This window comes from Micromonospora sp. NPDC005257 (genome assembly GCF_042872445.1).
Classification (GTDB): Bacteria; Actinomycetota; Actinomycetes; order Mycobacteriales; family Micromonosporaceae; genus Micromonospora.
In genome coordinates this window covers 291,251-316,152 of the sequence record NZ_JBIAKL010000004.1, presented here as the reverse complement: position 1 = coordinate 316,152, position 24,902 = coordinate 291,251, and the positions used below count along the sequence as shown (strand labels likewise).

Here is a 24,902-nt window from a genome sequence, read left to right as displayed (position 1 = left end):
AAACGCCGAAAGGCAAGTTGTTCGGGCGCCTTCCGGTGCCTTCCAAGAACGGGGGAAAATTGAAGAGAAGCGGTATGAAAAGATGCGTCGCCTTAGCGACGCTCGTCACACTCGCCGGCGGGGCCGGCACGACACCGGCGACCGCGAGCAGCCGGCCCGGTGGTACGCCGGCGCACGCCCCGTCCGCCGTTCAGGACCCGGATGCGGCGCTCGGCGACGGCTGGTCGACCTCCTCGGACGTCGTGGTCACCGGAGCGGGAGACAGCAACGGCTTCCATCTCTACGTGGCGCGGGAGCGGGACGCCTTCGCCTGGTCCACCCTGGCCACCCTCTCCGCCTCGGCGCTGGACGTGGGCCCGTGGATGGGTGAAACCTGCGTGACCGGTTCCGGCCGTTACGCGGTGGCCGTCTTCGCTCCGAAGATGGCCGCGAACAAACCGACACTGGTGCGGGGCGGAGGAATAGCCGCGGTGGTGGACATCGCCACCGGCAAGGCGACCAGAGTGGCGACCGGACTGCAACTGGCGTACTTCAACCCGGCATGCGGGCCGGACGACCGCGTGTTGCTCACCCGGGCGGTCGGCGAGGACATGCAGCAGACCGATCTGCTCACCGTGGACGCGGCCGCGCACCGGGTCACCCAGACCCGGCGGATCGCGGCCCAGTTGACCACGCCGGCACCGGCGGCCGACGGTGACTACGGCGTCGCCCGGGGCCGGCTGGTGAAGGTCGGCGCCGCCGGGGAACTGACCGAGAAGGCCCGGCCGGCCGGGCCGGTCTCCGCACTGCGAGCCACCGCACGAAGCGGGATCGACCTCGTCGCCGTCGTCGGCGAACGGGCCGTGGCGCAGCGCTACCAGGACGGCCGGATGAGGACCGTGACGACCGGCGAGCGGGGCCACCTCCAGCTGATGGGGCGGCTCGGCGGGCAGAACACGCTGATCGGCACCGCACCGGCCCCCGGCCGGGCCCTGCCCGAACTGTCCGTGATCCGCTCGGACCACCGGGTCCGCGCCGCCTCCGGGCAGGGGCATCTGCTGGTCCGGGAGATCGGCACCGCACAGGCCGAGAAGTCCGTACGCGACCCGTTGCTGCCGGCGGACCCGGCGGACGCGGGACGGGTCCGGGTGTCGGTGGAGGCCACCGCCACCGGCCGCCAGTCGACAGCCACCTTCGACACGGCCCGGAACGCACCCCGGCTGGACGCGCTACCGACCCGCACGGCTGCCGCGCCGACGGTGGGCACCCTGGCGGTGGATCCGAACATCTCGAACCCGAAATGCGCGGTACGCCGTAACGACCCCAAGGTGCAGGCGCAGCAACCGAGCGCCAACATGGTCGAATGGGCGGTGGACCGGGCCGTGCACGGCACCCTGACCACGTCCCGGCCCGACAACTATCTGAAGTCGGGTCTACCGGCCTACAGCCCGCAGGGCCTGTTCCCGCGTCGTGCGGTGGCCGGCGGCGGCGAGGTGCCCGCGCAGCTCATGCTGGGCATCCTGGCCCAGGAGACCAACCTGTCGCAGGCCTCGTGGCACGCGGTGCCCGGCGACCTCGGCAACCCGCTGATCGCCGACTACTACGGCAACGCGGGCGCCAGCATCGACATCATCAACTACCCGAAGGCGGACTGCGGGTACGGCGTCGGTCAGGTCACCACCGGCATGAGCGTCGGTGACACCGTCTACACCCGCAACCAGCAGGTCGCCATCGCTGTCGACTACGCGGCGAACATCGCTGCCGGGCTCAACATCCTGATCGAGAAGTGGAACCAGATCTACAACGAGCCGCTCGGCCGCAGCACGCTCAACAACAACGACCCGAGCTGGATCGAGAACTGGTTCCTGGCCGTCTGGGCGTACAACAGCGGTTTCCACCCCAGCAGCGAGGCGGGCGGCCACAACGGCCGGTGGGGCATCGGATGGCTGAACAACCCGGCCAACCCCTCCTACGATCCGGCCCGGTCGGGGTTCCTGCGGGACACCTACGCGGACGCGGAGACGCCGAACCACTGGTCGTACCCGGAACGGATCATGGGGTGGATCGAGACGCCCCAGCTCAAGGGCTTCCCGATCGCCACCGAGGCCTACTCCCAGCCGACGTACGGAGCCAACTCGCCGAACTACCCGAGCCGCTTCACCAAGGTGCTGTCGCTGCCGGGGATCTACACGTTCTGCTCACCGAGCATCAACAGCTGCACCCCGAACGTGGCGAGCCCGTGCCCGGCCGACAGTGAGGCATGTTGGTGGCACGGCAACGCGACGTTCGCCAACTGCCCGGGCGGGCAGTGCGCCAAGGAGAAGCTGACGTACGGCTCGTCGTCGGCCGAGCCCGGGGTGCAGCGGGTCTACGACCGGGACTGCTCGGTCTTCACCGGCAACTCCGACCCGGACAAGGACGCCACCCGCAGAACCAGCGTCGTGTACACGACGATCGACTCGTCGCAGTACGCCATGGGCTGCACGAGCGATCCGAACGACGGGAAGTTCACCATCCGGGCCGGCTACCCCACAGGCAGCACGAACGCCCTCTACGCCGACATCGACCTGCACCAGCTCGGCGCCGGCTATCAGGGACACATGTGGTTCAGCCACGTATACCCGACGGTCAACGGCAGCCCCAACCCCAAACACCACCTCGTCGGCGCCTGGACGCCCAACCTCGACCTGCAACCCGGGGAACGGATGCGTTTCGACGTCGTCGCGCACCTGCCGAGCCACGGCGGCGAATACAAGCCCGCGGAGTACGTCATCCGCGGCGGCAACGACGGCAGCGAGTACTACTGCGAGCTGGACCAGGGCACGGGCATGCCCGGCGTGAACGGCCACGACAAGTGGGTCTACCTGGGCGCCTACAACCTCGGTCGGGGATCCCAGGTGCTGCTGAACAACTCGGGCCCGTCGAACGCCACCGGTAACGTCGACATCGCCTGGGACGCCATGGCGTTCATCCCGATCTACAACCGCACCGGGCACAATTGCAAGGACCCCTACTAGGAACCCGCCGGGTACCCGCCCGGCCGTGCGACCTGTAGAACGTCAGGAAGCGTCCCTCGCCGTCTGAGACGGCGGTGAGGGGCGCTTCCCCGTCCTCGGCTCAGTCCTGTCCGTCGGCGTCGAGGGCGGCCCGCACCAGGGTGAGAGCCGTCCGGCGGGGAACGCCCAGGCGACGCGCCTCGGCGGCGTACCCGGCCGCGGCCCGGTGCAGCCGGTCGGTGGCGTCGTCCCGGCCGGGGGCGACCACTGTGCCGTGCCGCCCGCGCGTCTCGACCAGCCCGGCGCCCTCCAACTCCCGGTACGCCCGCGCCACCGTGTTCACCGCCAGCCCCAGGTCGACGGCGAGCTGCCGCACCGCCGGGAGCCGGGTGCCCACCGGCAGCCGCCCGTCGCCGATGCGCGCCGCGAACTGCGCCCGCACCTGCTCGTACGGCGGCACCGCCGACTCGGCGTCGATCCGGATCAGTGCGCTCATCCCGCCCCTCCCGGCGTGCCCGGTTCGGTCTCCTCGTCGAGCACGTCCGCCTCCACGTCCACCTCCCGGGCGCCGCCCTCGGCCATGTCCACCACCCGGCCGTACGGGCTGGTGGCGGCGAGCGCCGCGCCGAAGAGCACCAGCTGGTTGAGCAGGTAGAGGTAGAGCAGCAGGCCCACGGCGGTGGCCACCACCGTGTACGCGGGGTTCCGCTCGGTGCGTACCACGTAGTAGCGCCCCACGGTGTTGAGCAGGGTGATCCCGATCGCGACGGCGAGCACCGCCGGGCGCAGCCGGCGGCGGCTCATCCGCAGCCGGGGCACGGCCAGCAGCAGCGCGGCGGCGAGCACGGCGTTGACGAGCACGCTCAGCACCGCGCTGATCGTGGTCAGGCCCACCGAGCCGGTGCTGCGCAGCAGGAAGCGCAGCAGCGACTCCAGCGCGTCCACGGCGGCGACCGAGACGAACAGCAGCACGAAGACGGCGACCAGCACGCCCAGGTCGACCAGGCGCCGCACCACCAGGTTGCCCGGCTGCTGGTTGAAGCCGTACATCAGCCGCTGCGAGGAACGGATCGCCTCCACCCAGGCGATGCCGGTGAAGACCAGGATGACCAGGCCGACCACGCCGACGGTGTTGCTGCTCTCCGCGATCAGCGCCGGGTCGAGGAAGGGCAGGTTCTCGTCGAGGAAGTCGGCCGCCGCGCGGCTGACCTCCTCGTTGTCGCGCAGCACGGCGCCGAAGACCCAGTACGCGACGAGCGCGAGCGCGAACACGGCGAAGAAGCCGTAGTACGCGATGGCGGCGGCGAGCCGCCCGGCGAGCAGGTCGGCGTAGAGCGTCCCGGCCCGCCAGACGTGGTCGAAGGCCGACGATCGGCCCCGGGCCGCGTCGATGCGGCGCCCCACCGCCGCCTCGATCCGGCCGAAGACGTTCACCCCGTCATCCTCGCCGATCTCCGCCCGTGGTGGAGGGGCCCCGGCCGGTCGGATGTTCAGCTCCGGCCGCCGAGCCGGAAGTCGCGGCGGGGCTGCCACCGGGTCGCGCCGCTGTGCGAGAACAACGTGAACGCCTCCACCTGGAACAACGCGGAGAAGTCGGCCAGGTCCTCGTACGCCTTGTCGAGCACCTCGGGCGGCACGTCCTGCGCCACGGTGACGTGCGGGTGGTACGGGAAGCGCAGCTCGCGCCGCAGCTCGGGGGCCGAGTTGATGGCGGCGGCGAGCAGTTCGCACTCGCTGATCCCGGCCGCAACCGCCACGAAGACCACCTGGGTGACCGGGCGGAACGTGCCGGTGCCGCGCAGGTGCAGCGTGAACGGCAGGTGTGTGGCGGCGACCCCGGCCAGGTGCTCCTCGACGGCGGGCAGCGCGCGTACCGGGATCTCGGTGGGTCCGAGGAGGGTGACGTGCGCGGGGACGGCGAGCGGGTCGCCGGCCTCGACCCGGCGGCGGGTGAGCATCCCGCCCCAGGGCTCGGGGACGTCGACAGCGATCCCGATCTGGATCGTGTCCGCGCCGCCCGGCGCCGTGTCACTGCCCGCCACGTCGCGCGCCACCCCTCCGGCCACCGGCTGCGTCACCCGTCTCCGTCCGTCCGGGCCGTTACTCGAACCGCACCGGCGGGAAGAAACCGACCCGCTCGTACGCGTTCCGCAGCGTCCCGGCGGCCACCGCGCGGGCCTTCTCCGCGCCCTGCGCCAGCAGCTTGTCGAGCTGGGCCGGGTCGTTCAGGTAGGCGTTCGTGCGTTCCTGGATCGGCGTGACGAACTCCCGCACCACCTCGGCGAGGTCCTTCTTGAGGTCGCCGTAGCCCTTGCCGTCGTACGCGGCGACCAGGTCGTCGATGGAGCGGCCGGACAGCGCGGAGTAGATGGTGAGCAGGTTGGTGATCCCCGGCTTGCCCTCGGCGTCGAAGACGATCTCACGGCCGGTGTCGGTGACCGCCGAGCGGATCTTCTTGGCCGAGCGGGCCGGGTCCTCCAGCAGGTCGATGATGCCGGCCGGGGAGGACGACGACTTCGACATCTTGGCCGTCGGGTCCTGCAGGTCGGTGATCTTGGCGGTGTCCTTCACGATGTGCGGGGCGGGCACCGTGAAGGTGCTGCCGAACAGCGAGTTGAACCGTTGCGCCAGGTCACGGGAGAGTTCCAGGTGCTGCCGCTGGTCCTCGCCGACCGGCACCGCGTTCGCCTGGTAGAGCAGGATGTCGGCGGCCTGGAGGATCGGGTACGTGAACAGGCCGACGCTCGCCCGCTCGCTGCCCTGCTTCTGCGACTTGTCCTTGAACTGGGTCATCCGGCCGGCCTCGCCGAACCCGGTGATGCAGCCGAGCACCCAGGCCAGTTGGGAGTGCTCGGGCACCTGCGACTGCACGAACAGCGTGCTGCGCTCCGGGTCCAGGCCGAGCGCGAACAACTGCGCGGCGGCCACCCGGCTGCGGCGCTTGAGCACCGACGGGTCGTGCCCGGCGGTGATCGCGTGCAGGTCGACCACGCAGTAGTAGGCGTCGTGGCTGTCCTGCAACGCCACCCAGTGCCGCAACGCGCCCAGGTAGTTGCCGAGGTGGAACGAGTCGGCCGTCGGCTGGATGCCGGAGAAGACGCGCGGGCGGGCGGGTACGTCGGACATGGCGGCAATTCTGTCAGCAAGCCCCGGCGTCCGTCATGACGGGCCGGTGGATCGGACGGGTACGGACGGAAGCGGGCCGTTGCGCTCGCGTCGGGGCTCGGGCAGCCGCGCGGCGGAGACCGCCAGGCGGGACACCCGCCGGCCGTCGAGGGTGAGCACCCGCAGCAGCCAGCCCGCCGGATCGGCCGCCACCGATCCGGTGGCCGGGTCGACCGCCACCGGCACCTCGTCGCCGGCTACCGGCAGCCGGCCCAGCGCGGCCATCACGTACCCGCCCACCGTCTCGTACGGCCCGGCGGGCAGCGGCACGCCGGTGCGCTCGGCGAAGTCGGTCAGGTTCAGCCGGCCCTCGACGACTGCGGGCAGGCCGGCGGGTTCCGGTTCGAGCGGGCCGTGCTCGTCGTCGCGGATCTCCCCGACCAGTTCCTCCACCAGGTCCTCGCAGGTGACGATGCCGGCGGTGCCGCCGTACTCGTCGACGACCACGGCCAGGTGGTGGCCCTCCCGGCGCATCTCGGTGAGCGCCGCGAGCACGCGCTTGCTGTCCGGCAGGCGCTTCACCTCCCGGATCAGGTCGCCGACGAGCAGCGGCCGGTCCGGTTCCGGGCGCAGCAGCACGTCGTGCAGGCGCACCAGGCCGACCACGTCGTCGTGGGTGCCGTCGACCACCGGGTAGCGGGTGTGCGGATCGGCGCGGACCAGCCGTTGCGCCTGCGCCAACGGCAGCGCCGCGCCGAGGAAGACCACCTCGGTGCGGGGCACCATCACCTCGCGGACGAGGCGGGCGCCGGCCACCAGCACCTCGTCGATGATCCGCCGTTCGTCCGGGTCGAGCAGTGTGTTCGCCGCGACCAGGTCACGCAGTTCGGCCTCGCTGATCCGTTCCCGCCCGGCCGTGGGGCTGGCCCCGAGCAGGGCGGTGACCAGGCGGGTGGCGCCGTCGGCACCGCGCACCACGAGGCGGGCGACGGTACGGGCCACCGGGCCGGGTTCGCGTCGGGGCCGCCCCGGCGGTCGCCGCCGGGGCCCGGGACCACCACCCTCCCGCATGAGAAGGATGGTAGACAGCGGTCACCGTACGCTCAGGCAAATGTTCGGATCTGTTCAATCATGAAGGATTATGATGGAATGGCGGCGCGTACAACATGGCAGCCGCGACCCGGCCCCCGGCCGTAGGGTGAGCGCGGGACGGCCGCCGCGGGACGCGGCCCAGGCAGGAGGACCGACGTGAAACTGCTCGTCACCGGCGGCGCCGGCTACATCGGCAGCGTGGTGACCCGGATGCTGCTCGACCACGGACACCAGGTGACCGTGCTGGACGACCTGCGCACCGGTCACCGGGAGGCCCTCGCCCCCGACGCCACCCACGTCGACCTGCCGGTGCACGAGGCCGCCCGGGTGCTCACAGCCGACGCCGGATTCGACGGCGTGCTGCACTTCGCCGCCCTGATCGCCGCCGGCGAGTCGATGATCCGCCCCGAGTTGTACTGGCACAACAACACGGTCGGCTCGATCGCGCTCATCGACGCGGTCCGCGCCGCCCGGGTGCCCCGGATGGTCTTCTCCTCCACCGCCGCCGTCTACGGCAACCCCACCGAGCTGCCCATCCCGGAGACCGCCGTCAAGGCCCCCACCAGCACCTACGGCGCGACCAAGCTGGCCGTCGACATGGCGCTCACCTCCGAGGCGATCGCGCACGACCTGGCCGCCGTCTCACTGCGCTACTTCAACGTCGCCGGGGCGTACCTGCGCGACGGGCTGGCCATCGGCGAACGGCACGACCCGGAGACGCACCTCATCCCGATCGCGCTCGACGTGGCCGCCGGGCGGCGGGAGAAGCTCCAGCTCTTCGGCGACGACTACCCCACCGTCGACGGCACCTGCGTCCGCGACTACATCCACGTCGAGGACCTGGCCCGCGCCCACCTGCTCGCGCTCGACGCGGCCACCCCGGGCCGGCACCGGATCTACAACCTGGGCAACGGCAACGGCTTCACCAACCGGCAGGTGGTCGACGTGGTCCGTGAGGTCACCGGGCACCCGGTGCCGGTCGAGGTGGCCCCCCGCCGCGAGGGCGACCCGGCCGAGCTGGTCGCGTCCTCCGCGCTCGCCCGCGACGAGCTGGGCTGGACGCCGGCCAAGCCGACCCTGCACGACATGGTCGGTGACGCCTGGGCGTTCTACCGCGAGCACGTCGCGGGACAGCTTTCATGAACGTCGCCGACCGCGCCACAGCGGGCTTCCGGCAGCGGTACGGCGCCGAGCCGGCGGGCCGCTGGGCGGCTCCCGGGCGGGTCAACCTGATCGGCGAGCACACCGACTACAACGACGGCTTCGTGCTGCCCTTCGCGCTGCCGCTGCGTACCGTCGTCGCCGCCGCGCCCGCCCCCGACGGCCGCTGGACCGTCTGGTCGGAGCTGGACGAGCAGCCGGTCGAGTTCGGCGCGGCGGAGGCCGACGAGCCCGGCCGGGTCGACGGGTGGGCCGCCTACGTGGCCGGGGTGGTGTGGGCGCTGCGCGCCGACGGCCACGACGTGCCGGGCGCGCGGCTCGCCGTCGCCTCCGACGTGCCGGTCGGCTCCGGGCTCTCCTCCTCGGCCGCGATCGAGTCGGCGGTGCTGGCCGCCCTGGTCGACCTCGGCGGGCTCGACCTGCCCGCCGGGCGGTGGCCCCGGCTCGCCCAGCGGGCCGAGAACGACTACGTCGGCGCGCCCACCGGGATCATGGACCAGTCCGCGGTGATCCGCGGCCGGGCCGGGCACGCCCTGTTCCTCGACTGCCGCACCGAGGAGATCGAACAGATCCCGTTCGACCTGGACGACGCCGGGCTGGCCGTGCTGGTGATCGACAGCCGGGCGCCGCACCGGCACGCCGACGGCGAGTACGCCGCCCGGCGCAAGAGCTGCGAGCGGGCCGCCGCGACGCTCGGAGTGACCGCGCTGCGCGACGTCTCGGTGGCGGACCTCGACAACGCGCTGGCCCGCCTCGACGACGACGAGACCCGCCGCCGGGTCCGGCACGTGGTGACCGAGAACCAGCGGGTGCTCGACACGGTAGCGCTGCTGCGCGCCGGCCGGGTCCGCGACACCGGCCCGCTGCTGACCGCCTCGCACGCTTCCATGCGCGACGACTTCGAGATCACCGTGCCGGAGATCGACACGGCGGTCGAGGCGGCGCTGAGCGCCGGGGCGCACGGCGCGCGGATGACCGGTGGTGGCTTCGGCGGCTGCGTGCTCGCGCTGGTCGACGCGGACGCCGCCAAGGCGGTGGCCGCCGCCGTGGCCGCCGCGTACGCCGAGCGCGGCTTCACCGCCCCCGGAACGCTGACCGTCCTCCCGGCCGGCGGCGTCACCCGCCTGGACTGAACGCGAAAGGCCCCCGGCGTCGCGCCGGGGGCCTTCTCGTCGCGTGCGTCAGCCGGCATCGACGATCATGCCGGCGCCGACGGTACGGTTCGTCGACTCGTCGATGATCACAAAGCCGCCGGTGGTGCGGTTGCGCCGGTACTCGTCGGCGAGCAGCGGAACCGTGGTCCGCAGCCGGACCCGGCCGATCTCGTTGAGCTTCAGCTCACCGGCCGTCTCGTCGCGGTGCAGCGAGTTGATGTCCAGCCGGTAGTGCAGCCCGCGCACGATCGCCCGCGCCGAACGGGTCGTGTGCTTGATCGCGTACCGGCCGCCGACCTGCAACGGCCGGGTCTCGTCCATCCAGCAGATCATCGCCTCGATGTCCTGCACCGGCGTGGGGGCGTTGTTCGGCCGGCAGATCATGTCGCCGCGGGAGATGTCCAGCTCGTCGGTCAGCCGGACCGTCACCGACATCGGCGGGAACGCCTCGTCCACCGGGCCGTCGGCGGTCTCCACCGCGGCGATCCGGCTGGTGAAGCCGGACGGCAGCACCATCACCTCGTCACCGGGCTTGAGCACGCCCGAGGCCACCTGACCGGCGTAACCCCGGTAGTCGGTCACGGTGGTGGACTGCGGCCGGATCACGTACTGCACCGGGAACCGCACGTCGACCAGGTTGCGGTCGGAGGCGATGTGCACCCGCTCCAGGTGGTGCAGCAGCGACGGGCCCTCGTACCAGGGCATGTTCTCCGAGCGGGTGACGATGTTGTCGCCCTGGAGCGCGGAGACCGGCACCACCGTCAGGTCCGGCACGTCGAGCTTCGCGGCGAACGCGGTGAACTCGTCCGCGATCCGCTCGTAGACCCCCTGCGACCAGTCCACCAGGTCCATCTTGTTCACGCACAGGACCAGGTGCGGCACCCGCAGCAGCGAGCAGAGGAACGCGTGCCGGCGGGACTGCTCCACCAGGCCCTTGCGCGCGTCCACCAGGATCAGCGCCAGGTCGGCGGTGGAGGCGCCGGTGACCATGTTCCGGGTGTACTGGATGTGCCCCGGGGTGTCGGCGATGATGAACTTCCGCCGCGGCGTCGCGAAGTAGCGGTACGCCACGTCGATGGTGATGCCCTGCTCCCGCTCGGCACGCAGGCCGTCGGTCAGCAGCGCCAGGTTGGTGTACTCGTCGCCCCGGGCCGCGCTGACCGCCTCGACGGCGGCGAGCTGGTCGCTGAACAGCGACTTGGTGTCGTAGAGCAGACGGCCGATCAGCGTGGACTTGCCGTCGTCGACGCTGCCCGCGGTGGCGAACCGCAGCAGGTCCATCGGCCGGGCGGTCTCGCTCTCGGCCGGGGCCAGGGTCTCGACGCTCATCAGAAGTAGCCCTCTCGCTTGCGGTCCTCCATGGCGGCCTCGCTGACCCGGTCGTCGCCGCGGGTCGCGCCGCGCTCGGTGATCCGCGTGGCGGCCACCTCCTCGATCACCTTCTCCACCGTGTCGGCGTCCGAGCGGACCGCCGCGGTGCAGGAGGCGTCACCCACGGTCCGGTACCGCACCTGGGCGGTGAACAACTGCTCACCGGCGCGGGCCCGGAAGAACTCGTTCACCGCGTAGAGCATGCCGTCGCGCTCGATCACCTCGCGCTCGTGCGAGTAGTAGATCGACGGCAGCGGGATCCGCTCCCGCGCGATGTAGTGCCAGACGTCCAGCTCGGTCCAGTTCGACAGCGGGAACACCCGGATCGACTCGCCCGGGTGGTGCCGGCCGTTGTAGAGCGCCCACAGCTCCGGACGCTGGTTCTTCGGATCCCACTGGCCGAACTCGTCGCGGAAGCTGAACACCCGCTCCTTGGCTCGCGCCTTCTCCTCGTCGCGCCGGGCGCCGCCGAACAGCGCGTCGAAGCGGTGCTTCTCCACCGCTTCCAGCAGCACCGGCGTCTGGATCCGGTTGCGCATGCCGTCGGCGGACTCGCGGACCAGGCCCTTGTTCAGCGCCTCCGGCACACTCGCCACGATGAGCTGCAGGCCCAGCTCGACCACCCGCCGGTCGCGGTAGTCGAGCACCTCGGGGAAGTTGTGCCCGGTGTCCACGTGCATCACCGGGAAGGGGATGTTGGCCGGCGCGAACGCCTTCTGGGCCAACCGGAGCATCACGATCGAATCCTTGCCGCCGGAGAACAGCAGCACCGGCCGTTCCATCTCGGCGACGACCTCGCGCATCACGAAGATGCTCTCCGCCTCGAGCGCGTCGAGGTGCGACACCTGGTACGCGGCAGGGGACGTCATGAAGCGAACTCGATTCGCTCAGATCCGTACATCGGATTCCAGACCTTTCAGGTCGGAGTCGTGAGGAAGAACGCTCAGGTTACCCGGAATGCCGCTGCAACGCTGCAAGCAACCGACTCGCGAGATCCTTGCGGCAGACCAGCAGATCCGGTAGGCGCGGGTCGGCCCCGTTGTATTTCAGCGCAGAACCGTCGATCCGGGAAGCATGCAGACCGGTGGCCGTCGCCACAGCGACCGGAGCGGCCGAATCCCACTCGTACTGACCGCCGGCGTGGATGTACGCGTCGACCTCGCCGGTGACCACGGCGGCGATCTTCGCGCCCGCCGAGCCCATCGGAACCAGATGAGCGCCGACGTCCTCTGCCAGGTCGGTCAGGAAAACCGGCGGACGGCTACGGCTGGCCGCCAACCGGATGACCCGCGCGCCGCCACCGATAGCCGCCTCCACTGTCATCGGCGGGTACGCCGGCGGGTGGTCCGTGCCGAGCACCCGGTGCTGGGCCGGCAGGGCCACCGCGCCCGCCACCAGACCGTGCGGCGCCGACGCGTTACGCGACCAGAGCGCCACGTGCACCGCCCAGTCCGCGCGCCCCTCCTCCGCGTACTCCCGGGTGCCGTCCAGCGGGTCGATGATCCAGACGCGGTCCGCGTTCAGGCGCGACAGCGCCGCGCCGGTCACCTCGGCCGTCCAGGCCAGCCGCGAGCCCTCGTCCTCCTCGGACAGCACCGCGTCCGCCGGCCGCCACTTCGCCAGCTCGGTCCGGATCAGGTCGTGCGACACCTTGTCCCCGGCCGACCGGAGCGCGCCCGCGTCGGCGAAGCCCATCTCCGCGCGCAACGCCGTCAGCGCCTGACCGGCCCGGGACGCCAGCCACCGGGCGAACCCGCCGTCGATCATCGGAGGACTGCCCATGATGCTCCCGTCGCCCGCCCTTCGCTACCGAGGCGCAGACTACCGGCCGCCGGTCAACCCCCGTGGTACAGGTTCTGCGTCGGCTCGACGCCCTTGACGACCACCGACTCCACCACGTCCGCCGCGCGGTCCACCAGGAACTCCAGCTCCTTGCGCTCCGACGGGGAGAAATCCGAGAGTACGTAGTCAGCCGGGTCCTGCCGGCCCGGCGGCCGGCCGATGCCGAACCGCACCCGCACGTAGTCCTTGGTGCCGAGCGACTTCGACATCGAGCGCAGACCGTTGTGCCCGCCCTCGCCGCCGCCGCACTTCACCCGCACCTGCCCGTACGGGATGTCCAACTCGTCGTGCACCGCGATCACGTGCGCCGGCGGGATCTTGTGGAACTGCGCCAGCCCGGCCACCGGACCGCCGGAGAGGTTCATGTACGTCAGCGGCTTGAGCAGCACCAGCTTCGGACCGCCGAACCCCAGCCGCCCCTCGGCGGCCTCGGCCATCGCACGCTTGTGCCGCCCGAACTTCGCGCCCACCCGGGCCGCCAGCAGGTCGGCCACCATGAACCCGACGTTGTGCCTGTTGCCCGCGTACTCCCGGCCGGGGTTGCCCAGGCCGACCACCAGCCACGGTCCCGTCTCGTCCGTCACCCGACGCCCCTTCCCGCTCGCCTGCCCGTCCCGATACGCCGACAGGCGCCCCCGGAAACCGGGGGCGCCTGTCGCACAGCCTTGCGGACCGGTCAGGCCTCGGTCTTCGCCTCGGCCGGGGCCCCCTCGCCCTCGGCGGCCGGAGCGCCCTCGGCACCCTCGGCGGTCTCCTCGCCGGCCTCGGCCTCGGCCTCCTCGGTGGCCTCCTCGACCTCGGGGAGGGTGGCCTCGAGCTGCTCGGCGGTCGGAGCGGCGGTCACCGAGGCGACAGCGGTGTCCTCGTCGGTGGCCAGCTCGACGCCGGACGGCAGTTCGACGTCGGCGGCGGTGATCGTGGTGCCCGGCTCGGCGCCCTCGATCGACGCCTCCAGGTGGTCCGGCACCTTGGTCGCGTCGGCGGTCACCGACAGCGTGTCGTGGTCGTGCACGATCAGGGTGTCCTTCGCGGCCTCACCGGTCAGCTGGACCGGCACCTCGACGGTGACCTTCTCGCCCCGGCGGACCAGCAGCAGGTCCACGTGCTCGAAGGTGTCCTTGATCGGGTCACGCTGGATCGCCTTCGGCAGCGCCAGCACCTGGGCGCCGTTGCTGACCTCGATCGCGAAGAGCTGGTTCGCGCCGCCCTTGCGGATCGCGGCGGCGAACTCCCGCGCCGGCAGCGCGATGTGCTGCGGCTTCTCGCCGTGGCCGTACAGCACGGCGGGCACCATGCCGGCCCGGCGGGTACGACGGGCACCACCCTTGCCGAACTCGGTACGGGGCTCGGCGCTGATCTTTACCTCGGACACGGGGAAACTCCTGATGCTTCGCTGCGGCGGCTTGTCGTCTGGCGGTGCTGGGCGAGGGGCTCGCTGGGGCTAGGGTCATGAACGACCGCCCGGAGCACCGCGTCGATGACGGCGCCTCCGTGCGGTGCTTGTCAGCAGCCCGCCGGGCACCCTCGCCGTGGCAACCGCACCAGTCTACCCGAGGGATTTCCCGGCTCTCCGGCAGTCCCCCATATCACCGCGGAGCCTGCTCCGCAGCACGTCGGCCCGGCCGCCGGAACACCGGCGACCGGACCGGCACTCCTCAGCTCAGGCCACCGAACAGGGTGGTCACCGACCCGTCGTCGAAGACCTCCCGGATCGCCCGGGCCAGGAGCGGGGCGATCGACAGCACGGTGAGCTTGTCCAGCTGCTTCTCCGACGGCAGCGGCAGCGTGTTCGTCACCACGACCTCGCTGATCGGGCTGTTCTTCAGCCGCTCCGTCGCCGGGTCGGACAGCAACGCGTGGGTCGAGGCGACCACGATCTCCGCCGCGCCCTGCTCCTTGAGGATCTCCGCCGCCTTGGTGATCGTGCCACCGGTGTCGATCATGTCGTCCACGATCAGGCACACCCGGCCCTCGACCTCACCGACCACCCGGTTCGCCACCACCTGGTTCGGCTTGAGCGGGTCGCGGGTCTTGTGGATGAACGCCAGCGGGCAGCCGCCCAGCCGGTCGGTCCAGCGCTCCGCCACGCGCACCCGGCCCGAGTCCGGCGCTACCACCGTCATCGGCCGGCCCGCGTACTTGTGCTCCACGTACTCGGCCAGCACGTCCATCGCGAACAGGTGGTCCACCGGGCCGTCGAAGAAGCCCTGGATCTGCGCGGTGTGCAGGTCGACGGTCAGGATCCGGTTCGCGCCGGCGGTCTTCAGCAGGTCGGCGATCAGCCGCGCCGAGATCGGCTCCCGGCCCCGGTGCTTCTTGTCCTGCCGCGCGTACGGGTAGAACGGAAGCACCACGGTGATCCGCTTGGCCGAACCGCGCTTCAGCGCGTCGACCATGATCAGGGTCTCCATGACCCAGGTGTTCACGCCGTGCGTCACGGACTGCACCACGAAGGCGTCCGAGCCACGGACCGAGTCCTTGTACCGGACGAAGATCTCGCCGTTGGCGAAGTCGTACGCGTCGGCCGGCGTCGGCGCGACGCCGAGCACCTCACCGATCTCCTTGGCCAGCTCCGGAAAACCCCTCCCGGAGAAGAGCATCAGGCTCTTGCGGTTTTCGGCGACGATGCTGCCCATGGGCCCGTCTGCTCCCGTATGTCGGTGGTGCCCGGCGGCGGTGGGCCGGGGATGTTCGGTTGCAGTATGCCCCCGGTTCAGCGATCCACCCACGGCCCGGCGATCCCCGTGGAGTCAGTCACCTTCGCTTGCGACGCCGCCCGGCTCCGACGCATCCTCACCGGCCCGCCGCGCCGCCTCCGCGGCCTCCGTACCGGCCCGCTTGCGCAGCACCCAGCCCTCCACGTTGTGCTGCTGGCCACGGGCCACCGCCATCGCACCCGGCGGCACGTCCCCGGTGATCACCGAACCGGCGGCGGTGTACGCGCCGTCGCCCACCCGCACCGGCGCCACGAACATGTTGTCCGCTCCGGTACGGGCGTGACTGCCGATGGTGGTGTGGTGCTTGCGTACCCCGTCGTAGTTGACGAAGACGGTGGCCGCGCCGATGTTGCTGTGGTCGCCGATCGTCGCGTCGCCCACGTACGACAGGTGCGGCACCTTCGAGCCGTCACCGATCGTCGCCTTCTTGGTCTCCACGAAGGTGCCGACCTTCGCCTTGCGGCCCAGCCGCGACTCCGGCCGCAGGTACGCGTACGGGCCGACGCTCGCCTGGGGGCCCACCTCGGCGCCGTGCGCGTGGCTGCGCACGATGCTCGCGCCCGCGCCCACCACCGTGTCCACGAGCGTGGTGTCCGGGCCGACCAGCGCGCCCTCGCCGACCACCGTCGCGCCCTGGAGTTGCGTGTTCTGGTCGATCACCGCGTCGCGTTCCACTGTCACCGTCACGTCGATCCAGGTGGTGTGCGGGTCGAGGATGCTGACCCCGGTACGCATCCAGCCCTCGTTGATCCGATCCCGCAACAGCCGGCGCAGCGCGGCCAGCTCGACCCGGTCGTTGCAGCCCAGCGTCTCCACGTGGTCGGCGGCGCAGTGCACAGCCACCGGCTCCCCGGCGTCGCGCAGCAGCGCGAAGACGTCGGTGAGGTACTCCTCGCCCTGGTCGTTGTCGGTGGAGAGCTTGCCCAGCGCCTCCCGCAGCCGGGCCGCGTCGAACGCGTAGATGCCCGCGTTGATCTCCCGCAGCGCGCGCTGCTGGGGCGTGGCGTCGCGCTCCTCGACGATCTGCTCCAGCCGCCCCTGCACGTCCCGCACGATCCGGCCCAGGCCGGTCGGGTCCGGCACCTCGGCGGCCAGCACCGTCGCCGCCGCGGCGGCCTCCTCGTGCGCCTCCACGAGCGCCTGGACCGTCTCCGGCCGCAGCAGCGGCACGTCCCCGTTGATCACCACGACGGTGCCGGTCGCGTCCGGCACCGCGTCCAGCGCGATACGGACGGCGTGCCCGGTGCCGAGCTGCCGCTCCTGGAGCACCGGGGTGGCGTCCGGGGCGACCTCGGTCAGGTGCTCCCGCACCCGGTCGGCGCCGTGGCCGACCACGACCACGGTGCGGTCCGCGCCGAGCGGGCCGGCGGCGGCCAGCACGTGACCGAGCAGGGTACGGCCGAGCAGCGGGTGCAGCACCTTGGGCAGGGACGACTTCATCCGCTTGCCCTCACCGGCGGCGAGCACGACAACGGTGCGGAGGTGGGGCTGGGACACGACGTGGCTCTCCCGTCGGGACGGTGACAGTCTCGCGGTCATGCTAACCACCCGCGGGAGGGCAAACAGCAGAAGCTCCCGGGAGAGGATTCGAACCCCTATAATCAGGACCAAAACCTGACGTCCTGCCATTAGACGACCCGGGACGGTCGAAAACGGGCAAATAGTATTACGCCCGCCGGCTGCCTACACCTTACCGGTCACGAGGTGGATCTTCATCGCTCATTCCCTTCATGATCCCCCCGATCCTCCAATGGAGACGGGCTCCACCCACGACGGGCACGGTCGGGCATGCCGCGCCTGGCAGGATGGACGGGTGACCGACGTTCCCGGCAACGACCGCGCTCGTCGGCGGCCCGTGCCGGCCAAGCCCTCCCGGGTGCGAATGTCCGCGACGCAGCGGCGCGAGCAGTTGATCTCGATCTCCCGGCAGATCTTCGCCGAGCGCGGCTTCGACGCGACCTCGATCGAGGAGGTGGCGGCGCGCGCCAAGGTCTCCAAGCCGGTGGTCTACGAGCACTTCGGCGGCAAGGAAGGGCTCTATGCGGTGGTGGTGGACCGCGAGGTCCGCGCCTTGCTGGACCGGATCACCACGGCGCTGACCGCGGGCAATCCGCGGGAGCTGCTGGAGCAGGCCGCGCTGACGTTGCTGACGTACATCGAGGAGGAGACCAGCGGCTTCCGGGTGCTGGTCCGGGAGTCGCCGCTGATGTCGGCGACGGGCAACTTCAGCAGCGTGATGAACGACGTGGCGCACCAGGTCGAGCACATCCTGGCGGGCGAGTTCTCCATCCGGGGGTACGACCCGAAGCTGGCGGAGCTCTACTCGCAGGCGCTGGTGGGCATGGTGGCGCTGACCGGCCGCTGGTGGCTGGAGGTTCGCAAGCCACGCAAGGAGGCGGTGGCGGCGCACCTGGTGAACCTGGCCTGGAACGGGCTGTCGCACCTGGAGTCGAAGCCGGGGCCGATCGGAAGTTGAGCTACGCCCCCGTGGCGGCTGTCCTGGCGGCCTCGATCGCCGAGGCGAAATCGGGGGCGGCCCCGATCTGGGCGAACAGCACGTTCGCCGCGTTGTAGCAGTCGAACCGCTCGATTCTTCCGTCACGGAGATACCAGAGGTCGGCCGTCGGCACGTCGATCCGGTTGCCGGTCGGCGGGATCTCGCCGACCGGGGTGGGGAACCCGCCGAGGTGCTTTCCCTGAATTCGCAGTGCGACGGCGACGACGTCACCGAGTGCGTGCACGTCGAGCAGCTCGCGGTGGACGTCGGGAAAGACCTCGGCGTAGCCCGTCACTGCCTGCGGAATCTCGTCCCCGCGGAAGGTCAGCGAGTTGGGCATGTCGTTGAACGTTCCGTCCTCCGTGAACAGGGCGCGAAAACCCCGCCCGTCGAGGACGCTCCCTTTCGCCAGCCGGTACGCCTCGCGAACGATCTCTTCGTTGCTCTTCATTCTGCCCGTCCTTGATCGTGGTGCCGCTGGAGAAACAGTTCTCATCGATGCGTGCCCCACCACGCCAGCAAGTTTTTGACCATATGGTCAATAAAGTAGGCTCGATCACGTGCCTCGCCCCCGCAAGTTCCTGGAGAGCGATGTCGTGAGCAGCGCCGGCGAGGTGTTCGCCGTGCACGGCCTCGCCGCCGCGACACTTGACGACCTGGTGCGGGCGACCGGTCTGGGCAAGCAGAGCCTGTACAACGCGTTCGGCGGGAAGCGGGAACTGTTCCTCCGGGCACTGTCCGAGGATCGGGAGGAGGCGACGCGCGCCGTCTCGGAAGCGCTCGGGCACGAAGGCGCCTCGCCGCTGGAACGAATTCGGGGTCACATGCTCCGCATGGCGATCGAGTTCAGCAGCGGCGATCGGCGGGTATCGCTCACCACGCGCGCGCTTGTCGAGTCGACCGGCGAGGACGACGAGCTCTCGACGGTCACCAAGGCCGGCATCGAACAACTCGCCGGGGTCTACGCGCAATGCCTGGAACATGCGCGGGAGAACGGGGATCTCCCGGAGGAAGCGAACGTGCAATCGCTCGCGGTCTACTTCGTCGCCGTCACCCGCGGGATGGAGTTGCTCGGCCGCGCCGGTGTCGGCCGCGGCGTTCTCACCGCTGTCGCACTCGACGCGCTTCGCGCGCTCCACGGTCAGCGGTAGTCATCGAGGCCCCTCGGCGACCGGGTGGTAGCGGCGCTGCCGTTCCTCCTCGGCGTGCTCGGCCGTGCCGACCTTGTCGTAGAGGCCGGTGGCGAGCAGGACCAGCCCGAACAGCAGCGACACGATGACCGTCGACATGGAGAAGTTCAGGAAGTTCGCCGGGGTCTGCAGCACCGACATCATCAGGATGCCGGTGACCAGGAAGACCACGCCGGCGGTGAGGTTCATGTAGTGGCCGAGGTTGTTGCGGCGGGACGCACCGACCAGCAGGACCGCGCCGAAGACCACCGAGACCAGCGAGAAGGCCAGGTTGGTGCGCAGTCCGAGCACCCAGTCGCCGTCCCGGCCGAACAGTCCTTCGCCCCAGGTCAGGAAGACGCCGTAGACGCCGAAGACCAGGATGTAGAGGCCGATGAGCCCGGACAGCACCCGGTAGAGCGGCCGTGCGGGGTGGTTCACCGGGAAGTGCGCCATGATGCCCTCCAGCCCTGTGACTGATTCGGGGCAATTGTCGCCCGGGTCGTCCGCTCGCGTCCGGAGAACACCGAAGGCCCGGCGCACTGCGCCGGGCCTTCGGTACGTGACGGGATCAGAGCACCAGGCGGGCCTTCTGCCAGGCCTCGTGCTCGTCGTCGGAGCCGACCTTGCCGTACATGCCCACCATCAGGAGCACCAGCGACAGGGTCAGGACCACCACGACGGTCATGATCGAGAAGTTGAAGATGTTGGCGTCGGTCTGCAGGAACGCCAGCGCGGCCAGGCCGATCACCATGAGCGTGTAGGCCAGCCACTGGTTGACCGCCACGTCGAGGTTGCGGCCGATCGCGGTGCCGACCAGGATCACGACGCCGACCAGCACCGACAGCAGCGAGAACGCCATGTTGGTGCCCTGGCCGAGGACCTTGGTGTCGTCCTGGGCGACGAAGTCGTTGCCGGCGCTGGCGATGATGCCGAGGCCGCCGAAGACGACGAAGTACAGACCAACGAGCCCGCCGATCGCCCGGTAGATCGGCCGCGCGGGGTGGTTGACGGGGGTGTGGGCCATCTCTGCGTCTCCAAAAGACCGAACGGACGAGGGTTCCACCGGTGATTGTCCCGTACGCCGGTCGGTGACGCCGCACACCCCCCACCTCGGCGGCAGGTCAGCCGCCCGGAAGCTCCTCGGCGACGGCCAGCCAGGTCTCCTCGGTGCGGTCCCGCTCGGCCCGCACCTCCTTGAGCTGGGTGTCCAGCTCGGCGACCCGGGCGTAGTCGGTGGCGTTCGCGGCGAGCTGCTCGTGCAGGCCCGCCTCCTTCTGTTCGAGCTTGGCGATCTGCCGTTCCAGCCGGTTCAGTTCCTTCTTCGCGACGCGTACCTCGGCTGCGGACATGCCCTCGCGGGCCGGCGCCGCCGTGGCCGGGGTGAGGTCGGCGGGCGCCGGGCCGCCGTCCGCGGCGGCGCGCGCCAGGTACTCGTCGACGCCGCCGGGCAGGTGCACCAGCCGGCCGTCACCGAACATGCCGTACGCGACGTCGGTGACCCGCTCGATGAGGTAGCGGTCGTGGCTGGCCACCACGATCGTGCCGGGCCACGAGTCGAGCAGGTCCTCCAGCGCGGCGAGCGTGTCGGTGTCCAGGTCGTTCGTGGGCTCGTCGAGCAGGAGCACGTTCGGTTCCCCGGCGAGCAGCCGCAGCATCTGCAGGCGGCGGCGCTCGCCGCCGGACAGGTCGCTCACCGGGGTCCAGAGCCGCCTGTCGTCGAAGCCGAAGATCTCGGCGAGCTGGGCGGCGCTGATCTCCCGGTCGCCGAACTGCACGCGCCGGGCCACCTCCTCGACGGCTTCCAGCACGCGCAGGTGGCCGGGGAGTTCGGCGAGCTCCTGGGACAGGAACGCGGGCCGGACGGTCTGCCCGGCGGCGAAACGCCCGCCGTCGGGGCCGGTCACCCCGGCCAGCATCCGCAGCAGCGTGGTCTTGCCGGCGCCGTTGCGGCCGAGGATGGCGACCCGGTCGCCGGGGCCGACCTGCCAGGTGGTGTCGTGCAGGATCTCCTTCGGGCCGGCGTGCAGCCGCACGTGTTCGAGGTCGTACACCTGCTTGCCGAGCCGGGCGGTGGCGAGCCGTTGCAGCGACGTGGTGTCGCGGGGTTCCGGCACGTCGGCGATGAGCGCGTTCGCCGCGTCGATGCGGAACTTGGGCTTGGAGGTGCGGGCCGGTGCGCCGCGGCGCAGCCAGGCGATCTCCTTGCGGAGCAGGTTCTGCCGACGGGCCTCGGTGGCGGCGGCGACGCGTTGCCGCTCGACGCGGGCCAGCGTCCACGCGGCGAAGCCGCCCTCGTACGCCCGGACGGTCTGGTCGGCGACCTCCCAGGTGCTGGTGCAGACGGCGTCGAGGAACCAGCGGTCGTGGGTGACCACGACGAGCGCGCCCTTGCGGGTGACGAGGTGCCGGGCCAGCCAGTCGACGCCGCCGACGTCGAGGTGGTTGGTGGGCTCGTCGAGGACGAGCAGGTCCGCGTCGCGGACCAGCAGCGCGGCGAGCGCCACGCGGCGGCGTTCCCCGCCGGACATCGGGCCGACCGGCGTGTCCAGGCCGAGGTGGGGCATGCCGAGGCCGTCGAGGATCGCGCGCACACCCGCGTCGCCGGCCCACTCGTGCTCGGCGCCCATGCTCTCGCCGAGCCAGGCGGTGCCCAGCACCACGTCCCGCACGGTGAGCTCGGGGGCCAGGTCCAGGCGCTGCGGCAGCCAGGCCACCCGCAGGTCGCGGCGGTGGGTGACGCGGCCGTCGTCGGGCTCCTCGGTGCGGGTGAGCAGCCGCAGCAGCGTCGACTTGCCGGCGCCGTTGAGGCCGACCACACCGACCCGGTCGGCGTCGTCGAGACCGAGCGAGACGTCGGTGAGCAGCGGCCCCGCGGCGCCGTACCCCTTGGACACCCGGTCCAGGTTGACGATGTTGGCCACTGACCCACCCTTCACGACTCAGGCGTCCCGGGGGCCCGGGACGCCTGAGTCAAGGGTACGGGGCGTCAGACCACGCGGGCGCCGGCGACCGGGCCGTACGCGACGCGGGCCTCCCGGCACACCCCGGCGGCGGTGATCTCGGCGGCGATCCGGACCGCGTCGGCCTCCCCGGTGGCGAGGAAGACGCAGGTGGGACCGGAGCCGGAGACGATGCCGGTCAGCGCGCCGGCCGCCTCGCCCGCCTTGAGCGTCTCGGCCAGCGACGGGCGCATGGTCAGCGCGGCGTCCTGGAGGTCGTTGCCGAGCGTGGCGGCGAGCACCCGCGGGTCACGCTGGCGCAGCGCGGCGAGCAGCGCGTCGGTGCTGCCCAGCGGCGGGCCGGCGGCTCCGGCGTCGCGTAGCCGGTCCAGTTCCCGGTACGCGGCCGGGGTGGACAGGCCGCCGTCGGCGATCGCCACCACCCAGTGCCAGGAGGTGGGGCGGGCCAGCACCGGGCTGACCGCCTCGCCCCGGCCGGTGCCGAGCGCGGTGCCCCCGTGGATGAGGAACGGCACGTCGGAGCCGAGGTCGGCGGCGATGCCGGCCAGTTCGTCACGAGACAGCCCGGTGCCCCAGAGCGTGTCGCAGGCGACCAGCGCGGCGGCGGCGTCGGCGCTGCCACCGGCCAGCCCACCGGCCAGCGGGATCTGCTTGCGCAGGTGCAGCCGGGCGTGCGGGGCGACGCCCGCGTAGCCGGCCAGCGCGTGCGCGGCGCGCAGCGCCAGGTTGGTGTCGTCCAGGGCCAGCTCGCCGGCGCCCTCGCCCTCCATGGTGAGGGTGAGCGTGTCGCCGCGACGGGCGGTCAGCTCGTCGTAGATGGAGATCGCGTGATAGACGGTGTTCAGCTCGTGGTAGCCGTCACGCCGCAGCGGCCCGACCCCGAGATGCAGGTTGACCTTGGCGGGCACCCGCACCTTGACCGGGCCGCTGGACCCGCGCCGCTGCCCGTCCTCGTCCTCCGGTCGCCATGCCTCGGTCACCGGGTGGACTCCACCGGACGTGGGCGGCTGTCGAACGGCTTCGGCACGGTCAGCTCCTCGGCGGGGGTCGGACAATCGGCGCCAGCCTACTGCTCGGCGGCGGGGGCGTCCGGAGCCGACGCGGCGATGGCGGCGAACTGCTCGACGGTGAGGGACTCGCCGCGCGCGCCCGGGTCGACGCCGGCAGCGGTGAGCGCGGCGGCGGCCCGGTCCGCGCCGCCGGCCCAGCCGGCCAGGGCGGCGCGCAGCGTCTTGCGGCGCTGCGCGAACGCGGCGTCCACGACAGCGAAGACGGCCCGCCGGGGTACGTCCGCCCGGGGCGGCTCACGCCTGGTGAACGCCACCAGGCCGGAGTCGACGTTCGGCACCGGCCAGAACACGTTCGGCGGGACCTTGCCGGCCGCGCGGGAGCGGGCGTACCAGGCGAGTTTGACCGACGGGATGCCGTACACCTTGGAGCCGGGACCGGCGACGAGCCGGTCGGCGACCTCCTTCTGCACCATCACCAGGCCGTGCCGCAGCGTGGGCAGCTCGGCGAGCAGGTGCAGCACGACCGGCACCGCGACGTTGTACGGCAGGTTCGCCACCAGCGCGGTCGGCGCCGGGTCGGCCAGGTCGGCGGCGGTGACCCGCAGCGCGTCGGCCGGGTGGACGGTGAGCCGCTCGGCGGCCGTACCGGCGAAGCGGGCGGCGGTCTTCGGCAGCGCGGCGGCGAGCGCCGGGTCGAGTTCCACAGCGTGCACGTGCGCGGCTACCGGGAGCAGGGCGAGCGTGAGCGAGCCGAGCCCGGGTCCGACCTCCAGGGCCACGTCGTCGCGGGTGAGCCCGGCGGTGGTGACGATCCGGCGCACGGTGTTCGGGTCGTGCACGAAGTTCTGGCCGAGCTTCTTGGTCGGCGTGACGCCGAGGCGCGCGGCGAGTTCCCGGATCTCCGCCGGGCCGAGGAGTCCGGTCACGCCGGGCATCCTCTCACCACGGCCCGAACGCGCGGTTGCCGGTCGCGGAGATGGTGGCGCAGAGTTCGTCCAGGTCGGTGCCGGTGGTCTCGGCGAGGAAGCGGACGGTGAGCGGGATCAGGTACGACGCGTTCGGCCGTCCCCGGTACGGCATCGGGGTCAGGTAGGGCGCGTCGGTCTCCACGAGCATCTGCTCCGGCGGGGTCACGGCGGCGGCCTCACGCAGCGCGGCGGCGCTGCCGAACGTGACGGTGCCGGCGAAGCTGAGCAGGAAGCCGCGCCGGACGCACTCGCGGGCGAAGCCGGCGTCGCCGGAGAAGCAGTGCATGACCACCGTGTCCGGGGCGCCCTCGTCGTCGACGATGCGCAGCACGTCGGCGTGCGCGTCCCGGTCGTGGATGACGAGCGCCTTGCCGTGCCGCTTGGCGATGGCGATGTGCGCCCGGAAGCTCTCCTCCTGCGCGGCCCGGCCCTCGTCGCCGGTACGGAAGAAGTCCATCCCGGTCTCGCCGACGCCCCGGACCCGGTCCCGGCCGGCGAGCGTCTCGATCTGGCGCAGCGCCTCGTCCAGGTCGGCCAGCCGGGGCGCCTCGTTCGGGTGCAGCGCGACGGTGGCGAGCACCGCTGCGTACCGGTCGGCGACGTCGGCGCTCCACCGGGACGAGTCGACGTCCACCCCGACCTGGACGAGCCGGTCCACGCCGGCCCGGGCGGCGACGTCGATCGCGGCGGCCACCGGGTCGTCGTCGGGGGTGCCGCCGGGCGGCGTGCCGAACTCGCCGACGGTGATGTCGAGGTGGGTGTGGCTGTCCAGTACGGGCACGGGCAGCGGCTCGGGGACGGGCGGGAACTCCCCCGCCCGGCGGGCGGCGCGCTGCTTGCGGGTCTCGGTCTGCTCGGTCATCGCGGCCAGCATCACA

Annotated in this window: 23 protein-coding genes, 1 tRNA gene and 1 pseudogene; 5 read left to right on the top strand and 20 right to left on the bottom strand. The window is 71.7% G+C overall.

From position 1 onward, the window contains the following. Window positions 1-74 precede the first annotated feature (74 nt). Window positions 75-2,996 (top strand): hypothetical protein, encoded by a 2,922-nt coding sequence (locus ACFYO8_RS11340; RefSeq protein ID WP_354864706.1) that lies wholly within the window; start codon window positions 75-77, stop codon window positions 2,994-2,996. Between the two features lie 100 nt (window positions 2,997-3,096). Here the strand turns inward: ACFYO8_RS11340 and ACFYO8_RS11335 are convergent, their stop codons facing one another. Genes ACFYO8_RS11335 through ACFYO8_RS11315 form a run of 5 tightly spaced genes read right to left on the bottom strand, consistent with a single transcriptional unit; the run spans window position 3,097 to window position 7,151 of the window. Then, window positions 3,097-3,471, bottom strand: a complete 375-nt coding sequence (locus ACFYO8_RS11335; RefSeq protein ID WP_354864704.1) for a GntR family transcriptional regulator — start codon at window positions 3,469-3,471, stop codon at window positions 3,097-3,099. Continuing rightward, window positions 3,468-4,409, bottom strand: coding sequence for a YhjD/YihY/BrkB family envelope integrity protein (locus ACFYO8_RS11330; RefSeq protein WP_354864702.1), 942 nt, complete (start codon window positions 4,407-4,409; stop codon window positions 3,468-3,470). Before ACFYO8_RS11330 ends, ACFYO8_RS11335 begins: the two co-directional genes overlap by 4 nt. 56 nt (window positions 4,410-4,465) lie before the next feature. Next, entirely contained in the window at window positions 4,466-5,053 is a 588-nt protein-coding gene (locus ACFYO8_RS11325; protein WP_387187217.1) for a 2'-5' RNA ligase family protein, read from the bottom strand. A gap of 22 nt (window positions 5,054-5,075) precedes the next feature. After that, window positions 5,076-6,101, bottom strand: coding sequence for a tryptophan--tRNA ligase (gene trpS, locus ACFYO8_RS11320; protein WP_354864700.1), 1,026 nt, complete (start codon window positions 6,099-6,101; stop codon window positions 5,076-5,078). 33 nt (window positions 6,102-6,134) lie between these two features. Continuing rightward, complete coding sequence (locus ACFYO8_RS11315) at window positions 6,135-7,151, bottom strand: hemolysin family protein (RefSeq protein WP_354864698.1); 1,017 nt, start codon at window positions 7,149-7,151, stop codon at window positions 6,135-6,137. 177 nt (window positions 7,152-7,328) lie between these two features. On the opposite strand from ACFYO8_RS11315, the gene galE reads away from it, so the two are divergent. Both galE and galK read left to right on the top strand, forming a co-directional pair. Then, window positions 7,329-8,315 (top strand): UDP-glucose 4-epimerase GalE, encoded by a 987-nt coding sequence (gene galE / locus ACFYO8_RS11310; protein ID WP_387187214.1) that lies wholly within the window; start codon window positions 7,329-7,331, stop codon window positions 8,313-8,315. Continuing rightward, window positions 8,312-9,466 carry a galactokinase gene (gene galK, locus ACFYO8_RS11305; protein WP_355093515.1) on the top strand — a complete coding sequence of 385 codons (1,155 nt, stop codon included), beginning with the start codon at window positions 8,312-8,314 and terminating at the stop codon, window positions 9,464-9,466. The genes galE and galK overlap by 4 nt, the downstream gene beginning before the upstream one ends. Before the next feature lie 48 nt (window positions 9,467-9,514). Here galK and ACFYO8_RS11300 read toward each other — a convergent pair whose 3' ends face one another. The 8 genes and pseudogenes from ACFYO8_RS11300 to ACFYO8_RS11265 all read right to left on the bottom strand — a co-directional run bounded on the left by ACFYO8_RS11300 (window position 9,515) and on the right by ACFYO8_RS11265 (window position 17,060). After that, complete coding sequence (locus tag ACFYO8_RS11300; RefSeq protein WP_354864694.1) at window positions 9,515-10,816, bottom strand: GTP-binding protein; 1,302 nt, start codon at window positions 10,814-10,816, stop codon at window positions 9,515-9,517. Further along, on the bottom strand, window positions 10,816-11,727 hold the full coding sequence (cysD, locus tag ACFYO8_RS11295; RefSeq protein WP_354864692.1) for a sulfate adenylyltransferase subunit CysD: 912 nt from the start codon (window positions 11,725-11,727) through the stop codon (window positions 10,816-10,818). The genes ACFYO8_RS11300 and cysD overlap by 1 nt, the downstream gene beginning before the upstream one ends. A gap of 79 nt (window positions 11,728-11,806) precedes the next feature. Then, window positions 11,807-12,640 carry an inositol monophosphatase family protein gene (locus tag ACFYO8_RS11290; protein ID WP_354864690.1) on the bottom strand — a complete coding sequence of 278 codons (834 nt, stop codon included), beginning with the start codon at window positions 12,638-12,640 and terminating at the stop codon, window positions 11,807-11,809. A gap of 53 nt (window positions 12,641-12,693) precedes the next feature. After that, complete coding sequence (pth, locus tag ACFYO8_RS11285; protein ID WP_354864688.1) at window positions 12,694-13,284, bottom strand: aminoacyl-tRNA hydrolase; 591 nt, start codon at window positions 13,282-13,284, stop codon at window positions 12,694-12,696. A 92-nt stretch (window positions 13,285-13,376) separates the two neighbouring features. After that, entirely contained in the window at window positions 13,377-14,072 is a 696-nt protein-coding gene (locus tag ACFYO8_RS11280) for a 50S ribosomal protein L25/general stress protein Ctc (protein ID WP_354864686.1), read from the bottom strand. 283 nt (window positions 14,073-14,355) lie between these two features. Then, window positions 14,356-15,336, bottom strand: a complete 981-nt coding sequence (locus tag ACFYO8_RS11275) for a ribose-phosphate diphosphokinase (RefSeq protein WP_354864684.1) — start codon at window positions 15,334-15,336, stop codon at window positions 14,356-14,358. 54 nt (window positions 15,337-15,390) lie between these two features. Further along, window positions 15,391-16,956, bottom strand: a pseudogene (gene glmU, locus ACFYO8_RS11270) (bifunctional UDP-N-acetylglucosamine diphosphorylase/glucosamine-1-phosphate N-acetyltransferase GlmU); the annotation flags it as partial. Window positions 16,957-16,989: 33 nt separating this feature from the next. Beyond that, window positions 16,990-17,060: transfer RNA gene (locus tag ACFYO8_RS11265), tRNA-Gln, on the bottom strand. Between the two features lie 170 nt (window positions 17,061-17,230). On the opposite strand from ACFYO8_RS11265, the gene ACFYO8_RS11260 reads away from it, so the two are divergent. Next, complete coding sequence (locus ACFYO8_RS11260) at window positions 17,231-17,893, top strand: TetR/AcrR family transcriptional regulator (protein WP_354864680.1); 663 nt, start codon at window positions 17,231-17,233, stop codon at window positions 17,891-17,893. A 1-nt stretch (window position 17,894) separates the two neighbouring features. Here ACFYO8_RS11260 and ACFYO8_RS11255 read toward each other — a convergent pair whose 3' ends face one another. Then, window positions 17,895-18,365 carry a nuclear transport factor 2 family protein gene (locus ACFYO8_RS11255; RefSeq protein ID WP_354864678.1) on the bottom strand — a complete coding sequence of 157 codons (471 nt, stop codon included), beginning with the start codon at window positions 18,363-18,365 and terminating at the stop codon, window positions 17,895-17,897. A 109-nt stretch (window positions 18,366-18,474) separates the two neighbouring features. On the opposite strand from ACFYO8_RS11255, the gene ACFYO8_RS11250 reads away from it, so the two are divergent. Then, on the top strand, window positions 18,475-19,065 hold the full coding sequence (locus ACFYO8_RS11250; protein WP_354864676.1) for a TetR/AcrR family transcriptional regulator: 591 nt from the start codon (window positions 18,475-18,477) through the stop codon (window positions 19,063-19,065). Here ACFYO8_RS11250 and ACFYO8_RS11245 read toward each other — a convergent pair whose 3' ends face one another. The 6 genes from ACFYO8_RS11245 to ACFYO8_RS11220 all read right to left on the bottom strand — a co-directional run bounded on the left by ACFYO8_RS11245 (window position 19,066) and on the right by ACFYO8_RS11220 (window position 24,898). Then, window positions 19,066-19,539, bottom strand: a complete 474-nt coding sequence (locus ACFYO8_RS11245) for a DUF4383 domain-containing protein (RefSeq protein ID WP_354864674.1) — start codon at window positions 19,537-19,539, stop codon at window positions 19,066-19,068. 115 nt (window positions 19,540-19,654) lie between these two features. Continuing rightward, the gene (locus ACFYO8_RS11240) at window positions 19,655-20,110 is read right to left on the bottom strand and encodes a DUF4383 domain-containing protein (RefSeq protein ID WP_354864672.1); all 456 of its coding nucleotides are present in this window, start codon (window positions 20,108-20,110) and stop codon (window positions 19,655-19,657) included. Window positions 20,111-20,207: 97 nt separating this feature from the next. Further along, complete coding sequence (locus tag ACFYO8_RS11235; RefSeq protein ID WP_354864670.1) at window positions 20,208-22,007, bottom strand: ABC-F family ATP-binding cassette domain-containing protein; 1,800 nt, start codon at window positions 22,005-22,007, stop codon at window positions 20,208-20,210. A gap of 65 nt (window positions 22,008-22,072) precedes the next feature. After that, window positions 22,073-23,026, bottom strand: coding sequence for a 4-(cytidine 5'-diphospho)-2-C-methyl-D-erythritol kinase (locus tag ACFYO8_RS11230; RefSeq protein ID WP_354864668.1), 954 nt, complete (start codon window positions 23,024-23,026; stop codon window positions 22,073-22,075). Window positions 23,027-23,112: 86 nt separating this feature from the next. Further along, complete coding sequence (gene rsmA, locus ACFYO8_RS11225) at window positions 23,113-23,982, bottom strand: 16S rRNA (adenine(1518)-N(6)/adenine(1519)-N(6))-dimethyltransferase RsmA (protein ID WP_354864666.1); 870 nt, start codon at window positions 23,980-23,982, stop codon at window positions 23,113-23,115. A 13-nt stretch (window positions 23,983-23,995) separates the two neighbouring features. Beyond that, complete coding sequence (locus ACFYO8_RS11220; RefSeq protein WP_354864664.1) at window positions 23,996-24,898, bottom strand: TatD family hydrolase; 903 nt, start codon at window positions 24,896-24,898, stop codon at window positions 23,996-23,998. Window positions 24,899-24,902 lie beyond the last annotated feature (4 nt).